The sequence below is a fragment of the Citrobacter sp. wls718 genome, assembly GCF_005280945.1.
GTDB lineage: Bacteria > Pseudomonadota > Gammaproteobacteria > Enterobacterales > Enterobacteriaceae > Citrobacter > Citrobacter gillenii.
The window spans coordinates 96,507-113,957 of sequence record NZ_SZWV01000051.1 but is presented as its reverse complement, the minus strand read 5'-3'; the positions used below and the strand labels follow the sequence as shown (position 1 = coordinate 113,957).

At 53.8% G+C, this 17,451-nt stretch carries 18 protein-coding genes; 5 read left to right on the top strand and 13 right to left on the bottom strand.

Translation table 11 applies throughout. The features are described 5' to 3' along the window. Positions 1-21 precede the first annotated feature (21 nt). The 7 genes from FDW95_RS09715 to pmbA form a co-directional block, all read right to left on the bottom strand. Complete coding sequence (locus tag FDW95_RS09715; protein WP_115259580.1) at positions 22-666, bottom strand: DUF4310 family protein; 645 nt, start codon at positions 664-666, stop codon at positions 22-24. Between the two features lie 11 nt (positions 667-677). Beyond that, positions 678-1,454 (bottom strand): DUF4311 domain-containing protein, encoded by a 777-nt coding sequence (locus FDW95_RS09710; RefSeq protein WP_096758520.1) that lies wholly within the window; start codon positions 1,452-1,454, stop codon positions 678-680. Positions 1,455-1,476: 22 nt separating this feature from the next. After that, positions 1,477-1,776, bottom strand: a complete 300-nt coding sequence (locus tag FDW95_RS09705) for a DUF4312 family protein (protein WP_096758521.1) — start codon at positions 1,774-1,776, stop codon at positions 1,477-1,479. 2 nt (positions 1,777-1,778) lie between these two features. Then, the gene (locus FDW95_RS09700) at positions 1,779-2,141 is read right to left on the bottom strand and encodes an SFCGS family glycine-rich protein (protein ID WP_096758522.1); all 363 of its coding nucleotides are present in this window, start codon (positions 2,139-2,141) and stop codon (positions 1,779-1,781) included. Between the two features lie 10 nt (positions 2,142-2,151). Then, positions 2,152-2,472 (bottom strand): glycine dehydrogenase, encoded by a 321-nt coding sequence (locus FDW95_RS09695; RefSeq protein WP_115259581.1) that lies wholly within the window; start codon positions 2,470-2,472, stop codon positions 2,152-2,154. A gap of 344 nt (positions 2,473-2,816) precedes the next feature. Beyond that, positions 2,817-3,203 (bottom strand): cytochrome b562, encoded by a 387-nt coding sequence (gene cybC / locus FDW95_RS09690; RefSeq protein WP_096758524.1) that lies wholly within the window; start codon positions 3,201-3,203, stop codon positions 2,817-2,819. An 80-nt stretch (positions 3,204-3,283) separates the two neighbouring features. Then, entirely contained in the window at positions 3,284-4,636 is a 1,353-nt protein-coding gene (pmbA, locus tag FDW95_RS09685) for a metalloprotease PmbA (protein ID WP_096758525.1), read from the bottom strand. A 95-nt stretch (positions 4,637-4,731) separates the two neighbouring features. Here pmbA and yjgA point away from each other — a divergent pair, with 95 nt between their 5' ends. Further along, positions 4,732-5,283, top strand: a complete 552-nt coding sequence (yjgA, locus tag FDW95_RS09680) for a ribosome biogenesis factor YjgA (RefSeq protein WP_115259582.1) — start codon at positions 4,732-4,734, stop codon at positions 5,281-5,283. 99 nt (positions 5,284-5,382) lie between these two features. Here the strand turns inward: yjgA and mpl are convergent, their stop codons facing one another. Further along, the gene (gene mpl, locus FDW95_RS09675; protein ID WP_115259583.1) at positions 5,383-6,762 is read right to left on the bottom strand and encodes a UDP-N-acetylmuramate:L-alanyl-gamma-D-glutamyl-meso-diaminopimelate ligase; all 1,380 of its coding nucleotides are present in this window, start codon (positions 6,760-6,762) and stop codon (positions 5,383-5,385) included. Positions 6,763-6,937: 175 nt separating this feature from the next. Here mpl and fbp point away from each other — a divergent pair, with 175 nt between their 5' ends. Further along, positions 6,938-7,936 (top strand): class 1 fructose-bisphosphatase, encoded by a 999-nt coding sequence (gene fbp / locus FDW95_RS09670; protein WP_096758530.1) that lies wholly within the window; start codon positions 6,938-6,940, stop codon positions 7,934-7,936. Positions 7,937-7,974: 38 nt separating this feature from the next. Here fbp and FDW95_RS09665 read toward each other — a convergent pair whose 3' ends face one another. From FDW95_RS09665 to ytfQ, 5 genes are all read right to left on the bottom strand, one after another. Continuing rightward, the gene (locus FDW95_RS09665) at positions 7,975-8,487 is read right to left on the bottom strand and encodes a DUF2569 domain-containing protein (RefSeq protein ID WP_115259584.1); all 513 of its coding nucleotides are present in this window, start codon (positions 8,485-8,487) and stop codon (positions 7,975-7,977) included. A gap of 78 nt (positions 8,488-8,565) precedes the next feature. Then, complete coding sequence (gene yjfF, locus FDW95_RS09660) at positions 8,566-9,567, bottom strand: galactofuranose ABC transporter, permease protein YjfF (protein WP_096758532.1); 1,002 nt, start codon at positions 9,565-9,567, stop codon at positions 8,566-8,568. Beyond that, complete coding sequence (gene ytfT / locus FDW95_RS09655) at positions 9,554-10,576, bottom strand: galactofuranose ABC transporter, ATP-binding protein YtfT (RefSeq protein ID WP_137363488.1); 1,023 nt, start codon at positions 10,574-10,576, stop codon at positions 9,554-9,556. Before ytfT ends, yjfF begins: the two co-directional genes overlap by 14 nt. Before the next feature lie 13 nt (positions 10,577-10,589). Next, positions 10,590-12,092 (bottom strand): galactofuranose ABC transporter, ATP-binding protein YtfR, encoded by a 1,503-nt coding sequence (gene ytfR / locus FDW95_RS09650; RefSeq protein ID WP_115259586.1) that lies wholly within the window; start codon positions 12,090-12,092, stop codon positions 10,590-10,592. Between the two features lie 105 nt (positions 12,093-12,197). Next, a complete protein-coding gene (ytfQ, locus tag FDW95_RS09645; protein WP_096758535.1) occupies positions 12,198-13,154 on the bottom strand; it encodes a galactofuranose ABC transporter substrate-binding protein YtfQ in 957 nt (318 codons plus the stop codon). A 309-nt stretch (positions 13,155-13,463) separates the two neighbouring features. On the opposite strand from ytfQ, the gene ppa reads away from it, so the two are divergent. From ppa to FDW95_RS09630, 3 genes are all read left to right on the top strand, one after another. Further along, positions 13,464-13,991 (top strand): inorganic diphosphatase, encoded by a 528-nt coding sequence (gene ppa / locus FDW95_RS09640; RefSeq protein WP_005134479.1) that lies wholly within the window; start codon positions 13,464-13,466, stop codon positions 13,989-13,991. A gap of 206 nt (positions 13,992-14,197) precedes the next feature. Continuing rightward, positions 14,198-15,268, top strand: a complete 1,071-nt coding sequence (locus tag FDW95_RS09635) for a YncE family protein (RefSeq protein WP_115259587.1) — start codon at positions 14,198-14,200, stop codon at positions 15,266-15,268. 85 nt (positions 15,269-15,353) lie between these two features. Continuing rightward, positions 15,354-17,363, top strand: a complete 2,010-nt coding sequence (locus FDW95_RS09630) for a TonB-dependent receptor (protein ID WP_115259588.1) — start codon at positions 15,354-15,356, stop codon at positions 17,361-17,363. Positions 17,364-17,451 lie beyond the last annotated feature (88 nt).

Sequence of the window (17,451 nt, the reverse complement as noted above, 5' to 3'; positions counted from 1 at the left end):
AAGCGCAGCGCCATCAGGCAATTAGCTAATCGCAATCGGGAAGATGGAACCGAGGATCATGGCCCCAAGGATCGCACCGCCGGTGATCGGTTTCTGCCAGATATAAAACAGCAGCGCCCCGGCCAGAGAACCGACGCCGATAGGGATGGAAGCCGTCATCGCGCTGAGGATGATCAGCGGTCCAAGGAAGCGACCTGAGGCGTTACCGGCTCCCATCATCACGTCCGCCCCGTAGGTCGAATCGCTCTGATTGATGGTGAACTTACGCGCCAGAATGATGATGTAGCCAATTGCCAGGCCAATCACCAGACCGGTGACCAGCGAGGCAGCAAAGTTAGCGATCGGGAAAATAATGCCAGCCCCCAGCAGCAGTGCCGGCACGCCCAAACCAACGCCGGTCTGGATGGCCCCGCCGATGTCCAGGATACCCACCAGCGAACCTTCAATAATGCGGGCAAACAGGAAGCTCGCGCCAAACGCCGCTACCGCCCCGTAAGAACCGGTGTCCATTCCCGCTTTCAGCATTGCCACAAAGGCCACTTCGTTAAACGCACCGATGCCATACAGGTAGTACATGTGCGTGCCGGCAAAGACGCCGGAGGAGAGCAGGCCCACGAAGATCGGGAACGACCAGTCGGCGAACCAAAAACCTTTATTCTGTTCCATTGTGGCCTCCGTTATTTACCGCTGAGTGAGTTGTGGATCAGTTCCAGCCAGTTCGGCACGGTCAGATGGAAGGATTCGATCATCTTCATATCGAAGCCGCGGAAGAAACCGCTCAGTACGAACAGCGCCACGATCGCCACCATCATCACTTTCGTGACGTGGTTCCAGCCGCTCTCTTCGACGCCTTTACCAATCAAAATACCGAGCACCAGACCCGGTACGGCGTTGCCCATTATCAGCTGCGCCGCGCCGCCAAAGACGGTCGCCCAGAAACCCGATTTCTTCCCGGCATCGATTGCCGCCAGCCAGAAGATCACCGGCATCACGGTGTTGACCAGCAGGTTTGCCGCCGGTACCAGCACCTTCACGGCAGTAACCTGCAGCGCCGCCGGTACGGATGACGCGGTCAGGTTCAGGAAGGTCACGACAATCATGCCAATCACGCCACAGGCAATCGCCATGCGTCTGGGGTCATGCAGCGTCTCACCGACATTACGGTTTTTGAGCATCAATGCCGCCGCACCCCAGTTAGGGATGATGCGGTGGTCAACGTCCTGCGTGAACGCCCCCGCCGCAACGGATGAAGCCCAGGCGTTAAAGAAGAAGCCCAGGCCGAATGAGAAGTGAGAAGCAGGATCCCCTTCACAGGAATTCAGCTCCCCCAGAGTACGAAACGCGCCCATCCCCTGAGAGGTAGGCGCATGAAACATGCGTGCAGCCCCAGCGCCGACACCTACGCCAACCAGCGCGCCGATGATGAGCGATTTTATTAATATTATCAGGAACATAATTATGCCTTTTAATAGTGAATCAGCGTTGCGTGACGAAATCCACCTTCTCAAGATTGATGGCAGTCACGTTGACGGTCACATCCAGCTCCACGCTGAAAGTGCGTCTTTCGCGGCGCAAAAAGAGGAATAAGAACGCCTCTTTACGCACCGTTTCACGCGCTTGAACAACCTGCACATCCTGTGGCTCAATACGCAGTAAGATATGCGGCGACCCTTTCATCACCGCGGCCTGAACGTGGTTCAGGGCATCGGCAAAGGCGCGCGCTTTGGCGTCACCCTTACCCGTGACTCTCACCGTTGTGGTGAATTGCTCTTTCATACTTAAGCGCCGTATTTCTTTTGCCACGCCTGCACCAGGCGCTCGCCGAGCTCTTCTTTGTCCATAAAGCCGAATCCCAGCACGTTGCAGCCTTCGTTGATGGCGGTGACGCCCTCTTCAACCGAGCGCATACCGTATTTGGCTTTGTAACCATATTTGGTCTGCGCGGTGATAGCCCCCGCGCCGCCGCTGCCGCAAAACGAAATGCCAAAGGTGGCGTTTTCCGCTTTCATCATGTCACCCAGCTTCATATCTGCCGCCACGCCCGGTACCACGACCGCACGTCCGCCTGCTTTCTCAACGCCTGCCGCCACTTTCTGGCCTTTACCCAGACGATCGCCAATCACCACAGTAATCTGTTCCATCTTGTGCTCCTTAAAGGTTCTCTTTTGCGACTTCGAAATGTACCGACAGCAGCCAGGCCTCTTCTTCAGGAAGGTTGCCAAACTCCGCCACGATGTCGCGGGCAAGTGCCATTGATTCGGCTGAAATTTCATCAAATAAGCTGGCATCAACGTCGGGTAAAGGCTCACCCGTCACCGAGCGGTGCGCCATGGCGCGAACATGCGATGTCAGCATTTGTTCCTGTACGGCATTGGGAATGATGTGGCGTGCGCGCAACAGGGCATACACCTGCGCCAGCATGCGTTCGGCCAGTTCACCAGACGGTGTCACCGATTCCCCCCTGTCATTCATTACCGCTCCGTTATTCACTCGTCATACCCCACTAATGGCTCTAAGCGTAAACTAACGGTGGAGGTTAAAAGTTTGTAGCGAGTTGTTTTCCACTTCGAAGTGGAAAGGTGAGCAACGATAGTGATCTGTGCCGCAAAAAGGGCGGGATTGGTTATTTATCGCCTGGATAACGTGATGGGGATCGCACGAGATAGCAGGGAAACCGCAAGCGGCAGGAAAAACGGGTTGGCGTTAAAAGTTAAAAAATGTGATGGGTATAGCGTTTACTTATGGGGGGCGGTGCCGGATGGATACGCTATCGCGTCTTATCCGGCCTACGACGTCGCGCAGGCCGGATACATAAATTAACGGTACTTCTTATGGTAAGCGTTGCGGGTGGTTTTTAGCTCCTCCGCTGCCGCTTTCGCCTCTTTGACTTTACCTTCGTTCGCCAGTTTTAACGCGCCGTCGATCTGGCCGATCAGCGTGTCAAAGCCGTGACGGAAATCTTTCATCTCCGGGCTGTCCGGGGATTTAGTTTCCAGCTTCGGTGGCGTTCCTTTTTGTGCATCCTGCGCGGCTGCACGCATTTTGGTTAACGCGTCTTTCAGTTCAGTCGCGTTATCCGTTTTTTCCACGATTTTCAGGTTGTCGTTGAGGATCCCCATATCGTCTTCGAGATCGGCTGCAAACGCAGATGAACCTAAAACCAGCGTTGAAGCCGCGACGATCGCTAACAGGTGTTTACGCATTGCTCACTTCCTTTTTTATTATTAAGAATAACGCCAGATACCCGTAATAAATCACGCCGCAGCTCGAAGTATGACGGGTATTACTGCCCGGCGATTTTCATCTCCGGCAGTAGCACAGAACCACACTGTATATTACTGCGCGTTTCAATATCGTTACCGACGGTGACAATATTGCGCCACATGTCTTTCAAGTTACCGGCGATGGTGATTTCACTCACCGGGTACTGAATTTCACCGTTTTCGACCCAGAAACCCGCCGCGCCGCGCGAATAATCGCCGGTGATACCACTCACGCCCTGCCCCATCAGCTCGGTTACTACCAGACCCGTGCCCATCTCTTTGAGCAACTGCTCGAAGCTTAGACCTTGTCCGGGAATACGCCAGTTATGAATACCACCGGCATGACCGGTGCTTTTCAGTCCCAGCTTACGGGCAGAATAGTTGGTCAGCAGCCACTGAGTCAGGACGCCGTCTTTGATAATATCGCGACGTTCCGTACGCACGCCTTCGCTGTCGAACGGCGAAGAGGCCAGCCCTTTCAGCAGATGCGGGTGTTCTTCAATGGTCAACCATTCCGGCAGAATTTGTTGGCCCAGCGAGTCCAGCAGGAAGGTAGATTTACGATACACCGAGCCACCGGCAATGGCCCCGACCAGGTGTCCGAACAGGCCGGTCGCCACTTCATTGGCGAAAATAACCGGTGCTTTCATTGTGGACAGTTTACGCGGTGACAGACGGGATAAGGTGCGGCGCGCACAGTCGGCCCCCACCCATTCCGGCGTTTGCAGATCGCCGATTGCGCGGCCAATGGTGTAGGCGTAGTCGCGTTCCATATCGCCATTTTCTTCGGCGATCACGCAGCTGGAGAGAGAATGACGCGTGGAGCAGTAGCCCTGCAGCATACCGTGGCTGTTACCAAACACTTTGATGCCGTAGTGGCTGTTAAAGCTGCCACCTTCGGTGTTAGTAATTCGCTTATCGGCCTGCAACGCCGCTTGTTCAGCACGTGCCGCCAGTTCGATAGCTTCGTCAGGCGAGACTTCCGCCGGGTGGAACAAGTCTAAATCTGGCGCATCAAAGGCCAGCAGTTCTTTATCCGCCACGCCTGCGCACGGGTCCGGCGAGGTGTAACGAGCAATATCCAGCGCAGCCTGCACGGTACGCGCAATCGCCTGTGGACTTAAATCGGTGGACGACGCACTACCTTTACGGTTCTGGTGATACACCGTAATGCCCAGCGCCCCGTCGCTGTTGAATTCTACGTTCTCCACTTCACCATAACGGGTGCTGACGCTAATACCCGTCGTCTTGCTTACGGCGACTTCTGCACCGTCCGACTGAGCTGATGCTAATTCCAGTGCTGTCGAGACTGCTTCTTCCAGAATCTTACGCTGCGCTTCAACTTGTGAGATTACTTTCATCGCAAATGCCATAATGTAGAGAGAGTTTCTCTGAAGTCTAACAGAGAACCGTTTTTCAGTGCGCATCTTAACTGGTAACATTAGCCTCTTTTTTTAAGGAGCCTGACATGACTAAGCAGCCCGAAGACTGGCTCGACGACGTTCCCGGTGATGACATCGAAGACGAAGACGATGAAATTATCTGGGTCAGTAAAAGTGAAATAAAACGTGACGCCGAGGAGTTAAAGCACCTGGGCGTGGAACTGGTAAAACTGGGGAAAAACGCGCTGGATAAAATCCCGCTCGATGCGGATTTACGTGCCGCCATTGAGCTGGCTCAGCGTATTAAGATGGAAGGCCGTCGCCGCCAGCTGCAGCTGATTGGCAAGATGCTGCGTCAGCGCGATGTCGATCCTATCCGTCAGGCGCTGGATAAACTGAAGAACCGTCACAACCAACAGGTTGTAATGTTTCACAAGCTGGAGCAGCTGCGCGATCGTTTGATCGTTGAAGGTGATGATGCGGTAGCGGAAGTCCTCAGACTGTGGCCGCACGCCGATCGCCAACAGCTTCGTTCTCTGGTTCGCAATGCGAAGAAAGAGCAGGAAGGCAATAAGCCGCCGAAATCAGCACGTCAGATTTTTCAGTATTTGCGTGAGTTGGCAGAAAACGAAGTCTAATTTCTTCGTATGCTGAAAGTGCCGGATGGCGGCGTAAACGCCTTATCCGGCCTACAGTCGATCGTAGGCCCGGTAAGCATTGCGCCACCGGGCATTTTTTTACTCTTCGGCTTGTGCTTGCGCTTTCTTCGCCAGGCCGTCCAGCAGTTTTTGATGAATACCGCCAAACCCGCCGTTGCTCATCACCAGAATGTGATCGCCAGGCTGCGCGGTTTTCACCACCATGTCCGCCAGCGCGTCAACATCACCGCTCCAGTGAGCAGGCTGCACGCAGGCTTCCGCGACTTCCGATACCAGCCACGGAATGTGCGGCGGTTGCAGCAGGAACACTTCATCTGCACGACCTAACGACGGTGCCAGATCGTCTTTGCACAGTCCCATTTTCATGGTGTTAGAACGCGGTTCCAGCACGGCAATAATGCGCGCCGTGCCACCGACTTTTCCGCGCAGCGCGGCGAGCGTTGCCAGAATCGCCGTCGGGTGATGGGCGAAATCGTCATACACCGTCACGCCATGGGCTTCGCCGCGCAGTTCAAGACGTCGACGTGCGTTAATGAACGAGCCCAGCGCATTGGCGGCATCCGCAGGCTGAACGCCAACGTGGCGAGCGGCAGCAATAGCCATCAGGCCGTTGTGCATGTTGTGTTCGCCGACCAGGCCCCACTTCACTTCGCCCACTTTTTCACCGTCTAACAACACTTCCCATTCGGAGGCATCGGTCGTCAGTTTCTTCGCCTGCCAGTGACCTTGCTCACCAACCAGTTCCTGTTCGCTCCAGCAGCCCATCGCCATCGTCTGTTTCAGATTGATGTCGTTTTCCGGGTAGATGATGCGTCCCTGACCCGGCACGATACGTACCAGATGGTGGAACTGTTTCTGAATGGCTTTCAGATCGTCAAAGATATCCGCGTGATCGAACTCAAGGTTGTTGAGGATCAGCGTACGCGGGCAGTAATGTACGAATTTGGAACGCTTATCGAAGAATGCGCAGTCGTACTCGTCCGCTTCAATAACGAAAAAGTCGCTTTCACCCAAACGCGCAGAAACCTCGAAGTTCCCCGGCACACCGCCGATGACAAAGCCTGGCTTATAGCCGCAGACTTCGAGGATCCAGGTCGCCATTCCAGCCGTGGTGGTTTTGCCATGAGTTCCCGCCACTGCCAGCACCCAGCGATCGCGCAGCACAAAGTCATGCAGCCACTGCGGGCCAGACATGTACGGAATGTTCTTCTCCAGCACCGCTTCCACGCACGGATTACCGCGTGTCATGGCATTGCCGATGATCACCAGGTCCGGTTGCGGGTCGAGCTGGCTGGCATCGTAACCCTGAATCAGTGAGATGCCCTGCTTCTCAAGTAAGGTGCTCATCGGCGGATACACATTGGCGTCCGAACCCGTTACTTCATGACCGAGCGAGCGAGCCAGCATCGCCAGACCGCCCATGAAGGTGCCACAAATTCCCAAAATATGAATGCGCATACGTCACTATCCTTTTTTAATCTGGGGGTCATTTTACGCACATGTCAGGCAACTGAGAAACGCATTTCAGGATAATCCGCAGTTTGCTGGCGCGATTCACCTAAGCGCGAGGGCTGAAATATTTGTTAAGATTATGGCGGTCGCTTTACTCCATACAATTTGCAGGGAAAGTGTTATGAAAACGTTAGGTGAATTTATTGTCGAAAAGCAGCACGAGTTCTCTCATGCTACCGGTGAGCTGACTGCTTTGTTATCGGCAATAAAGCTGGGCGCCAAGATCATCCACCGCGATATCAACAAGGCCGGTCTGGTCGATATCCTGGGTGCCAGCGGTGCTGAGAACGTGCAGGGAGAGGTTCAGCAGAAGCTCGATCTGTTCGCGAACGAAAAACTGAAAGCTGCACTGAAGGCACGCGATATTGTGGCGGGCATTGCCTCTGAAGAAGAAGATGAAATCGTCGTCTTCGAAGGCTGTGAACACGCAAAATACGTTGTACTCATGGATCCACTGGATGGTTCATCGAACATCGATGTTAACGTCTCTGTCGGCACGATCTTCTCGATTTACCGTCGTGTCACCCCTGTCGGTACGCCGGTAACGGAAGAGGATTTCCTGCAACCGGGCAACAAGCAGGTGGCGGCGGGCTACGTCGTTTACGGTTCATCCACCATGCTGGTGTATACCACCGGTTGTGGCGTACATGCGTTCACCTACGATCCTTCTCTGGGCGTATTTTGCCTCAGCCAGGAGCGCATGCGTTTCCCGGCCAAAGGCAGCACCTACTCCATTAACGAAGGCAACTACATCAAATTCCCGAATGGCGTGAAGAAGTACATTAAGTTCTGCCAGGAAGAAGATAAAGCCACCCAGCGCCCGTATACCTCGCGCTACATTGGCTCTTTGGTGGCGGATTTCCACCGCAATCTGCTGAAAGGCGGGATCTATCTGTACCCGAGCACCGCCAGCCATCCGGATGGAAAACTGCGCCTGCTGTACGAATGCAACCCAATGGCGCTGCTGGCCGAGCAAGCGGGCGGCAAAGCAAGTGACGGTAAAAACCGTATTCTGGATATCATCCCGGAGAGCCTGCACCAGCGTCGTTCATTCTTCGTCGGTAACGACCATATGGTTGAAGACGTTGAACGTTTAATCCGTGAGTTCCCGGACGCGTAAGACTCAGACGCCGGAGCAATCCGGCGTCCTTTACGTGCTTAGTTGACGAAGGTCAGTTTGACCCGTTTTGATACGCGGAAATACGGTATCCATATAAGGATCTGGGCCGCGCAGGAGACAAACGCTTTTATATCGTCAGTGCTCAGCCCCACGCCATAGAACATGGCACCCAACCAGCTGTCCATCGCGTAGTAAAGCGTGGTGCCTAAAATGAAGGCAGTATAAAACTTGGGTAGCTGACGTTTCTTTTTGAAAAACAAAAACGTCGTGTAAACCAGCAGCATTAAGAGAACGGCCATACAGACGAGTTCAAAAATAACCAGCGCACTCACGTCCGTTTCAGTGTGCAAAACAAACATCGCCACACCGAAAAAGCCAATGACCCCAGAAATGACGGACATCACCAGCGTCACCGCCGGTAAATAAAGCCAGCCGCCAATTCCCGTATATTTTTTATTCTCACAACGCGTGCAGTGGGTATCCGGAGGCAGTACGTTCTCCCCACAGCTGGCGCATGCTGTCGGTAGCCCTTCGCCTTCGATTCCTTTCATGCTTTTGATTCCATTAAGTAAGTGTAGCCTCCTAGTGTATACGCATTACCCGCTATACGCGAAAAACAGCCCACGACATCATTTTGACGCGCTCGTGGTATTCACCCGTGTGACCGGTGAACTTTGGCGGTTTTCCCATAGCACCGTCAGACCGCGCTGTAAGGCGATAAAAACAAACAGCAGAATACCGATGGCGATCTTCGTCCACCATGAGCTTAATGTGCCGTCAAAGTTAATGTAGGTCTGAATCAATCCCTGGATTGCCACGCCAAACAGGGTGCCCAGCACCGTGCCCACGCCACCGCTCAGCAACGTACCGCCGATCACCACCGAGGCAATGGCATCCAGCTCGACGCCGACGCCTGCCAGCGCATAACCGGCCTGGGTATAAATGGAGAAGACAATCCCGGCCAGCGTCGCCAGCCCAGTAGAAAGCATATAGATGCGGATTGTCGTGCTGCGGGTCGAGATCCCCATCAGGTTAGCTGACGTCGCGCTACCGCCAATGGCGTACACCTGATTGCCAAAGCGTGTACGGTGCGCAAGGAAGATACCGATCACCACTACGCCCAGCATCAACAGTCCCATAGCGCTCAGACGACCACCGCCGGGGATCTTCCAGGCAAGGCTGGAGAGCGTGTCATAAATCGGGTGGTTGATCGGGATAGACTCTTCGGAGACCAGATAGCTGACGCCACGCAGAAAGAACATTCCCGCCAGCGTAATAATAAACGCCGGTATCTTCAGGGCATCAATCAGTAACCCCATAAAGGCGCCAAACGCGCAGCCCATCGCCAGAACCAACGGGAACGCCAGCAGCGGGGAAATCCCCCAGTAACCAATGGCTTTTGCCAGAAATACGCCGGTAAAGGCAATCACCGAACCGACGGAAAGATCGATGCCGCCGGAGAGGATCACGAAGGTCATACCCACGGCGATAATGCCTAAAAAGGCGTTGTCGGTCAGGATATTGCAGATCACGCGCGTCGAGGCAAAGGCCGGGAACTGCGTCAGGCAGTAGAGGTAGCCCAGCACAAAGACGCCAAGGGTGATCATCAGCGGTAAGTTACGTTTTATCATGACCACGCACTCCTTTTATCAGGCTGATAAAGCGTTGCGACTGAACGACCAGCACGCACAGCACCACAATGGCTTTAACCACCTGGTTGAGCTCCGGCTGGAAGCCGGACAGTAAAATCCCGGTGTTCATGCCCTGAATTATCAACGCCCCCACCACCGACAGCAGCAGGTTAAATCGCCCGCCCATCAGCGAACCGCCGCCGATCACTACCGCCAGAATGGCATCTAATTCCAGCCATAACCCGGCGTTGTTGGCATCGGCTCCGCGAATATCCGCCGTGACGATAATCCCGGCAATGGCCGCGCACAGACCGCTCAGCACATAGGTGAGCATCACGATGACGCGGGTATTCACCCCGGCATTTTTCGCCGCCCGAATGTTGATGCCGACCGCCTCAATAAACATACCCAGCGCCGTTTTACGCGTCAGCAGCCAAAAAGCGACCAGCGTTAGCAGCGCGATGATCACCGGCGTCGGGAACAGCAACAGCGATCCGCTACCGAACCATGACAGATCGGGCGAGTTAAACGTGACGATCTGCCCGGAGGTGATCAACTGCGCTACCCCGCGCCCGGCCACCATCAGGATCAGCGTGGCAACAAACGGTTGGATCTTGAGGATGGCTACCAGAATCCCGTTCCACAATCCCGCCAGGATACCGGAGCCTAACGCCGTAAGCAGGACCACCGGGAGGCTGTGCCCGGCAACCGTCATCGCGGCGGTGGTTGCCCCCGCAATGGCCATCACCGCGCCAACGGAAAGATCGATACCGCCGGTGGCAATCACCAGCGTCATGCCAATCGCCAGCAGCGCCACGGGCGCGGCGCGGTTGAGAATATCAATCGGGCTGCCGAACAGACGGCCATCCTGCAAAATCACCTGATAAAAGTGCGGGGCGACAAGGCTGTCAACCAGCAGCACCAGCAGCAGCGCCACCAGTTGCGGCATGCCCTTCGGCCAGCGAAATCGTCGTTTCGTGGTGTTGGATTGAGGGAGAGATTGAGGCATCACAACAGTCTCCTTAGGCCGCAATGGCGTTCATGATTGCCGGTACGGACAGTTCAGCCAGCGGGATCTCGGCCACCTGTTTGCGATCGCGCATGATAATGACCCGATCGGCGTAACCCACCAGTTCTTCCAGTTCAGAAGAGATCACCAGCAGCGCCAGACCGTCGGCGCACAGTGTCTCGATCAGGCGAATGATCTCGGCGTGTGCCCCAACGTCGATCCCACGCGTGGGTTCATCAAGGATCAAAAACTGCGGTTTAGTCAGCAGCCAGCGCGACAGCAGAACTTTTTGCTGATTACCGCCGGAGAGAAACTCGATCGGCTGTTCGGCGTTGGGGGTGCGGATACCCAACTGGCGGATAAAACGCTCGGCAATGTCATTTTGCTCTTTGCGCGGAATCGGCCGCAGCCAGCCGCGCTGTGCCTGCAGGGCCAGGATGATATTTTCTCGCACCGAGGCGGCAGCAATAATGCCGTCCGTTTTCCTGTCTTCCGGGCAGAAGCCGATCCCCAGACACGAGGCCTGATGCGGCGATCGCAGGGTCTGCGGTTTGCCTTTGATCAGCGCACTGCCGCTGTCGGCAGGTTTAATGCCAAAGATCACTTCTGCGGTTTCTGTACGTCCCGATCCCAGCAACCCCGCCAGGCCGACGATCTCGCCGGGACGGACCTGCAGATCGAACGGTGCGATCGTGCCTTTTTTGCCAAAACCACTGAAGGCAGCCACCGGTTTGTCACTCAGCAACGTGCGGCCCGCACGCTGCAACGCGTGGGTATCCAGTTCCCGACCGAGCATCATCTTCACCAGTTCGATCTGCGGCAGTTCGCGGGTTTCGCGACAGCCGACAAAGCCGCCGTTACGCAGAACGGTGATCCGATCGCTGACTTGATAGACCTGATCGAGAAAATGGGTAACGAAGATCAGGCTGACGCCGCGATCGCGCAGATGCCGCATCAGACCGAACAGCATCTCGACTTCCTGGGTATCCAGGCTGGCGGTGGGTTCGTCGAGGATCAATACTTTCGCCGACAGATCGATAGCCCGGCAAATGGCGACAATCTGCTGCATCGCCACCGAAAAACGGTTTAACGGCTCGCGCACATCAAGGGAAAAACCGTAGGAGGCCATCAGCTCCGTAGCACGCTTTTCCATTTGCTTGCGCTGCAGCAGGCCAAAGCGTCGCGGCTCGCGGCCAATAAACAGGTTATCTGCCACCGACATATTGGGCAGCAGGTTCACTTCCTGATACACGGTGCCTATCCCCAGTTGCTGGGCATGGGCGGTATTCTTGGGTGAGATAGCCTGGCCTTCAAGCCAGATGGTGCCGCGATCGGCGTGGTAAACGCCGGTCAGCGCTTTGATCAGCGTCGATTTACCGGCTCCGTTTTCACCGAGCAACGCCATAATCTCGCCACGCCGCAGGCTGAAATCCACGTTATCCAGCGCTTTGACGCCAGGAAAAAATTTATTTAACCCTTCGGTGCGAAGGATTTCCTGATGTTGGTCGGTGGTCATGGTATTCCTCCGGCATTACGCCGGATGGCGCTACGCTTATCCGGCCTACAAAAGCGCTTAATGTAGGCCGGGCAAGCGCAGCGCCCCCGGCATTTTCATGAAGGCTTAGTAGCCCATGTTTTTCTTCTTCTCTAGCTCTTCTTTCGCGGTATCCGGCAGATAGAGGATAGATTTGGTAATGGTCAGCTTCTCAGGCATGGTGCCGTCTTTTTTGAATTTCTCCAGCGCGTCAAAGGCTGGACCGGCCATGTTTGGCGTCAACTCGACGCTGGCGTTGGCTTCCCCGTCAATCATCGCTTTATAAATATCCGGCACGCCGTCGATAGAGCCGGTCAGAATATCTTTGCCCGGTTTCAGACCCGCTTCTTTGATTGCCTGAATCGCCCCGATCACCATGTCATCGTTGTGGGCGTAAACCATACAGATGTTCTTGCCGTTGTTTTCCGCTTTGATAAAGCTCTCCATGACTTCTTTGCCTTTACTGCGGGTAAAGTCGCCGGACTGAGAGCGGATAATTTTGATGTTTGGTGCCTTTGCAATGGCTTCAGCAAAGCCTTTTTTACGGTCAATCGCCACGCTGGCACCGACGGTTCCTTGTAGCTCCACAACGTTACACGGCTTGCCGTTCACTTCTTTAATCAGCCAGTCGCCAATCAATTTGCCTTCCAGCACGTTGTCGGCCGTCACGGTGGTCATATAGAGAGATTTGTCTTTGACATCGATGGAACGATCGAGCAAAAAGACCGGGATCTCGGCATCTTTTGCTTCTTTTAATACCGGCTCCCAGCCTGTTGCTACCACTGGCGCAATGAAAATAGCATCCACGCCCTGCGCCACGAATGAACGTACCGCTTTAATCTGGTTTTCCTGTTTTTGCTGGCCGTCGGCAATTTTCAGCGTAATGCCGCGCTTCTCGGCCTCGCTTTTCGCTACGTTGGTTTCTGCTGCACGCCAGCCGGATTCAGACCCGACCTGCGAAAATCCTACGGTTAAAGGGGCGGCCATCGCCATAGATGACATGGCTGCCGAAACTGCTGTGACTAAAAGTAAGCGCTTCCACATAAGTGCGTCCTCGTAGGGTGATTATTGTTGATTAATAAACCGTCGCGAAAAAACTATAGACAATCGAGCATGTAACGGATTGCGTTACATCACACTTCAAAAAAGTAAATAAAACGTTAATCACAAGTTTGTAATCGCTTTCATTACCCTATGAAAAATGCAGCTGAAGTTATGGATTTTTCTGTCATCAAGACAGGGAGAAAAAGCGAAAATCCGAGGTGGCAAATCGAAAACAAGCGGAGACATTCAGCGCGAGTTGGCTATAATACCCGCCACTTGTTTGCCATAGCATATTTAAAGGAAACAGACATGAGCTTACTCAACGTCCCTGCCGGTAAAGATCTGCCGGAAGATATCTACGTTGTTATCGAGATCCCTGCGAACGCAGATCCGATCAAATACGAAGTTGACAAAGAGAGCGGCGCCCTGTTCGTTGACCGCTTCATGTCCACTGCGATGTTCTATCCGTGCAACTACGGTTACATCAACCACACCCTGTCTCTGGATGGCGACCCGGTCGACGTTCTGGTCCCGACACCGTACCCGCTGGAGCCAGGTTCAGTGATCCGCTGCCGTCCGGTTGGCGTACTGAAAATGACCGACGAATCCGGTGAAGATGCGAAACTGGTTGCGGTACCGCACACCAAGCTGAGCAAAGAATACGATCACATCAAAGATGTGAACGACCTGCCGGACCTGCTGAAAGCGCAGATCACTCACTTCTTCGAGCATTACAAAGATCTCGAAGCAGGCAAATGGGTGAAAGTTGACGGTTGGGACAACGCTGAAGCCGCTAAAGCTGAAATCGTTGCATCCTTCGAGCGTGCGAAGAAATAAGTTCGCCTGAGCTCAAAACCCTGAACGCCAGCGTCTGGTTAGTAAGGGTTTTTTACTTCTCATTTTCCCTCTCTTCGTTTTTCCTTTCTCCGCTGTTTTCTTTTTGACCTACCAGATTGGGTAGTCACATTTTGCTCATCTTATTTGCGAATGAGACTGGATCTCATTATCATTCGCAACACGTAAATAAATGTGAATAAACGTCAATGAACCTCCACACTGTGAAGTCCCTGAAACACTATTCCGCCGTGGCCCTCGCCACAACATTGTTATTTACCAGCCTGCCCAGCGTGGCAGAGACGCTGTCTGAGAAAGATTTCCTGACCCGCGACGTCGGTAACGGGGTGTATGAGTTGGCGGTTGATGGCCAGCAGAAGGCGCTTTTTGCCGCCTCTTCACCGTCGTTTGATAAAGACAAAACCCGCGGGGTTATCTACAAACTCGATCTGGAGAAACTCACCACCACCGAAGTCATCGAAACCAGCCGCCGGGCGTTTGCTACCGCGCTGGATGAAGAAAATCAGGTGCTGTATGTCGGTAATACGCTGGAAGGTTCGGTGACGATTATCGATACCCGCAGCGGTAAAGAACGGGCGATACTGCAACTGAGCGATACCAGCAACCCGAAGGAAATCATCCATACGCGTGAAATGGTGCTGGATAAGCAACATCACCGCCTGTACGTTTCCGGCGTGGCTGAAAAAGGCGTTATCTGGGTGGTGGATACGCAAAAGCGTGAAAAAATAGCCACCCTTGAAAATATGGGCGAATACCCGACCGGCATGGCGATTGATGCTACAAACGATCGTCTGTACGTGGTGAACGGCAGAAACGAGCTGATTACGCTGGATACCACCCGCCACAAAATAATTAACCGTTTTTCCGTTGAACCCGCTAAAAAGCATTTCTTCCTGAATATCGCCCTTGATAGCAAAAATAATCGCGCGTTCCTGACCGATCCTGATTTAGCCGATGTTCTGGTTGTCGATATTCATACCGGAAAAGTCATTGCCCCAATCAAAGTCATTAATTCACTGGCCGTTCTCTATAACGAGACGCGTCAGGAAGTTTATATTACACACCGCAATGCCAAGCAGGTCAGCATTGTCGATAGCAACACCTATCAGGTAAAACACAGCATTGAAACCAATGCGTTACCTAACAGCCTGGCGCTTTCGCCGGACGCTAACACCTTATATGTCAGCGTAAAACAGCCGGAAAAAATGATTGGCGTCAAGCCCGACTACGTGCTGAAAATCGATTTATCTCAATACTAATAATCAAAAACTATTTTGCACCTTGTCGCCATGTTGCGCGGCAAGGTGGCGCTTTTATTTTTTTACTTTTCAGGTGTCTTATATTATGAAAACGCGTCAACTTATTACGCTGACAGGGATCGTTGCATTCTCAGGCGGGGTTATTTTTCCCGCGCAGGCCGAAGAATTAACGGAAACCTCACGCGATAGCGAAGATGAAATGGTGATTACGGCGTCCGGTTTCTCGCAGCAAAAGCGTGAAGCCCCGGCGACTATTTCAGTTATCGACCGTAAAACGCTGGATATTCAGCCGGACCGCAACGTGGGGGAAGCCATTAAAAATATTCCCGGCGTCTCGGTGTCGAACAGCAGCGGCATGAATGCTGGCAGCATTATGATCCGCGGCATGGACCCGTCCTATACCGCCTTCATGGTGAACAGCGTCAAACAAAATACCGGCCAGTCACGCCCCTATGGGCACGACATAGGCACCGAAGCCAACTTCTTACCGCCAATGGAAGCCATTGAGCGCATCGAGGTTATTCGTGGGCCGATGTCATCATTGTACGGTTCCGATGCCATCGGCGGCGTGGTTAACGTCATCACCAAAAAACCTTATGGGGCGAAAGACTGGACGACGGCAATTGCCGCGAATACCTGGCTTCAGGAACACCAGTATCTCGGCAATACCAGTCAAATGAATCTTTTCACCATGGGGCCAATTATTCCCGATGTTCTCGGCTTAAGCGTGGCTGCCGACTGGCTCGACCGTCGCGACGACGATCGGAATAATTACTTCGGCAAACATAACCGCAAATCCGTGGATATGACGCTGGGTCTGGCCGCCAGCGAAAATAACCTCTTCGATCTCAACGTTGTCACCGGCGAGCAGGAAAAAAACCGCACCCAGAAACGTGGTGCGCCGTGGTCATGGTTATATGATCGTAACGCCGCCACCCTGACCCATACCGGCTGGTATGCCGACGATACTATCGCGACAACTAACTACATTAACTACGAAAAAGGCCGCTCAAAATACGTTTATGACGGGCAGTCACCGCAGTATGTGCAGATGGAAAACTACGTCGCCAATTCACAAACCACCTTCACGCTCGACACCCATAAGCTGACCGTCGGGGCGAACTTCACCCGCGAAGAGTTAAACGACCGGTTTGATGTCGCCAACAAAACGCTGCCAGGCTCGGAGCCTGTTACCAAAATCAGCCGCAACGGTTGGGCGTTGTTCGTGGAAGACGGCTGGAGCATCAACGATTTCATCCTGACGACCTCCGCACGTATGGATCAGGACGATAACTTTGGTACGCACATTACGCCGAAAATGTACGGCAACTGGGCATTCAACGATGCCTGGGCGCTGAAAGGCGGCGTCTCCGCCGGATATAAAAAGCCGGAACTGCGAGCCACCTCCAGTAACTTCGTCACCCCTTACGGTTCAACCGTGCCCTACCCCTTCCTGACGGTCGGCAATGACGACTTAAAACCGGAGAAAAGCGTTAACTCTGAGCTGGGTCTGTACTGGACGGGCGATGTGCTGTCGCTCGATGGCACCGTGTTCTATACGCAATTCAAAGACAAGATTGCGGAACAAACCATTTGTGAAACCACGGCGACCAACCAGTGCTCAGTCAATGGCTACAACGCCGACTCGGTGAGTAAATACTTTAACGTCAGCGAAGCCGATGTGTACGGCGTCGAGCTCAACGCCGACTGGCAAATTAGCACCGACGTCAAAGCCAATGCCAACTACACCTACAACCACAGCGAGCAGAAAAGTGGCGTCAACAAAGGCTACGCGCTGAACGACTACCCACGCCATATGGCGAACTTGTCGCTGAACTGGACGGCGACGCAAAGCCTCGACGTGTGGAGTACGGTGAACTACCGCAGCAGCAACCGCAACAGCGGTAATAACAACAAGTACGATGATTACACGATGGTGGATGTGGGCGTACGCTACCAGTTGAATAAGCACACACAGCTGATGGCGGGGGTCTACAACGTGCTGGATGAGGATCCGAAACTCACGACCGCATGGAGTGAGTCCGCTCAGGTGGAAGGACGCCGCTATAACCTTGGCGCGCGCGTGGAGTTCTAAATCCTAAAAAACAACGCCACCCGAGGGTGGCGTGTTATACCTGTCGTCTTTCAAACTGCCTCTGCGTTGGCTTTCCTCGCTTACCCCA

Bases quoted from the DNA above. Each gene is read 5' to 3' on its own strand.
- FDW95_RS09665 (WP_115259584.1), bottom strand. From the start codon at position 8,487: ATGAAAGGAATCGAAGGCGAAGGGCTACCGACAGCATGCGCCAGCTGT.
- cybC (WP_096758524.1), bottom strand. From the start codon at position 3,203: ATGCGTAAACACCTGTTAGCGATCGTCGCGGCTTCAACGCTGGTTTTA.
- pmbA (WP_096758525.1), bottom strand. From the start codon at position 4,636: ATGGCATTTGCGATGAAAGTAATCTCACAAGTTGAAGCGCAGCGTAAG.
- yjgA (WP_115259582.1), top strand. From the start codon at position 4,732: ATGACTAAGCAGCCCGAAGACTGGCTCGACGACGTTCCCGGTGATGAC.
- FDW95_RS09710 (WP_096758520.1), bottom strand. From the start codon at position 1,454: ATGTTCCTGATAATATTAATAAAATCGCTCATCATCGGCGCGCTGGTT.
- FDW95_RS09630 (WP_115259588.1), top strand. From the start codon at position 15,354: ATGAAAACGCGTCAACTTATTACGCTGACAGGGATCGTTGCATTCTCA.
- FDW95_RS09695 (WP_115259581.1), bottom strand. From the start codon at position 2,472: ATGAATGACAGGGGGGAATCGGTGACACCGTCTGGTGAACTGGCCGAA.
- mpl (WP_115259583.1), bottom strand. From the start codon at position 6,762: ATGCGCATTCATATTTTGGGAATTTGTGGCACCTTCATGGGCGGTCTG.
- FDW95_RS09705 (WP_096758521.1), bottom strand. From the start codon at position 1,776: ATGAAAGAGCAATTCACCACAACGGTGAGAGTCACGGGTAAGGGTGAC.
- ppa (WP_005134479.1), top strand. From the start codon at position 13,464: ATGAGCTTACTCAACGTCCCTGCCGGTAAAGATCTGCCGGAAGATATC.
- ytfT (WP_137363488.1), bottom strand. From the start codon at position 10,576: ATGCCTCAATCTCTCCCTCAATCCAACACCACGAAACGACGATTTCGC.
- FDW95_RS09700 (WP_096758522.1), bottom strand. From the start codon at position 2,141: ATGGAACAGATTACTGTGGTGATTGGCGATCGTCTGGGTAAAGGCCAG.
- fbp (WP_096758530.1), top strand. From the start codon at position 6,938: ATGAAAACGTTAGGTGAATTTATTGTCGAAAAGCAGCACGAGTTCTCT.
- ytfQ (WP_096758535.1), bottom strand. From the start codon at position 13,154: ATGTGGAAGCGCTTACTTTTAGTCACAGCAGTTTCGGCAGCCATGTCA.
- FDW95_RS09635 (WP_115259587.1), top strand. From the start codon at position 14,198: ATGAACCTCCACACTGTGAAGTCCCTGAAACACTATTCCGCCGTGGCC.
- ytfR (WP_115259586.1), bottom strand. From the start codon at position 12,092: ATGACCACCGACCAACATCAGGAAATCCTTCGCACCGAAGGGTTAAAT.
- yjfF (WP_096758532.1), bottom strand. From the start codon at position 9,567: ATGATAAAACGTAACTTACCGCTGATGATCACCCTTGGCGTCTTTGTG.
- FDW95_RS09715 (WP_115259580.1), bottom strand. From the start codon at position 666: ATGGAACAGAATAAAGGTTTTTGGTTCGCCGACTGGTCGTTCCCGATC.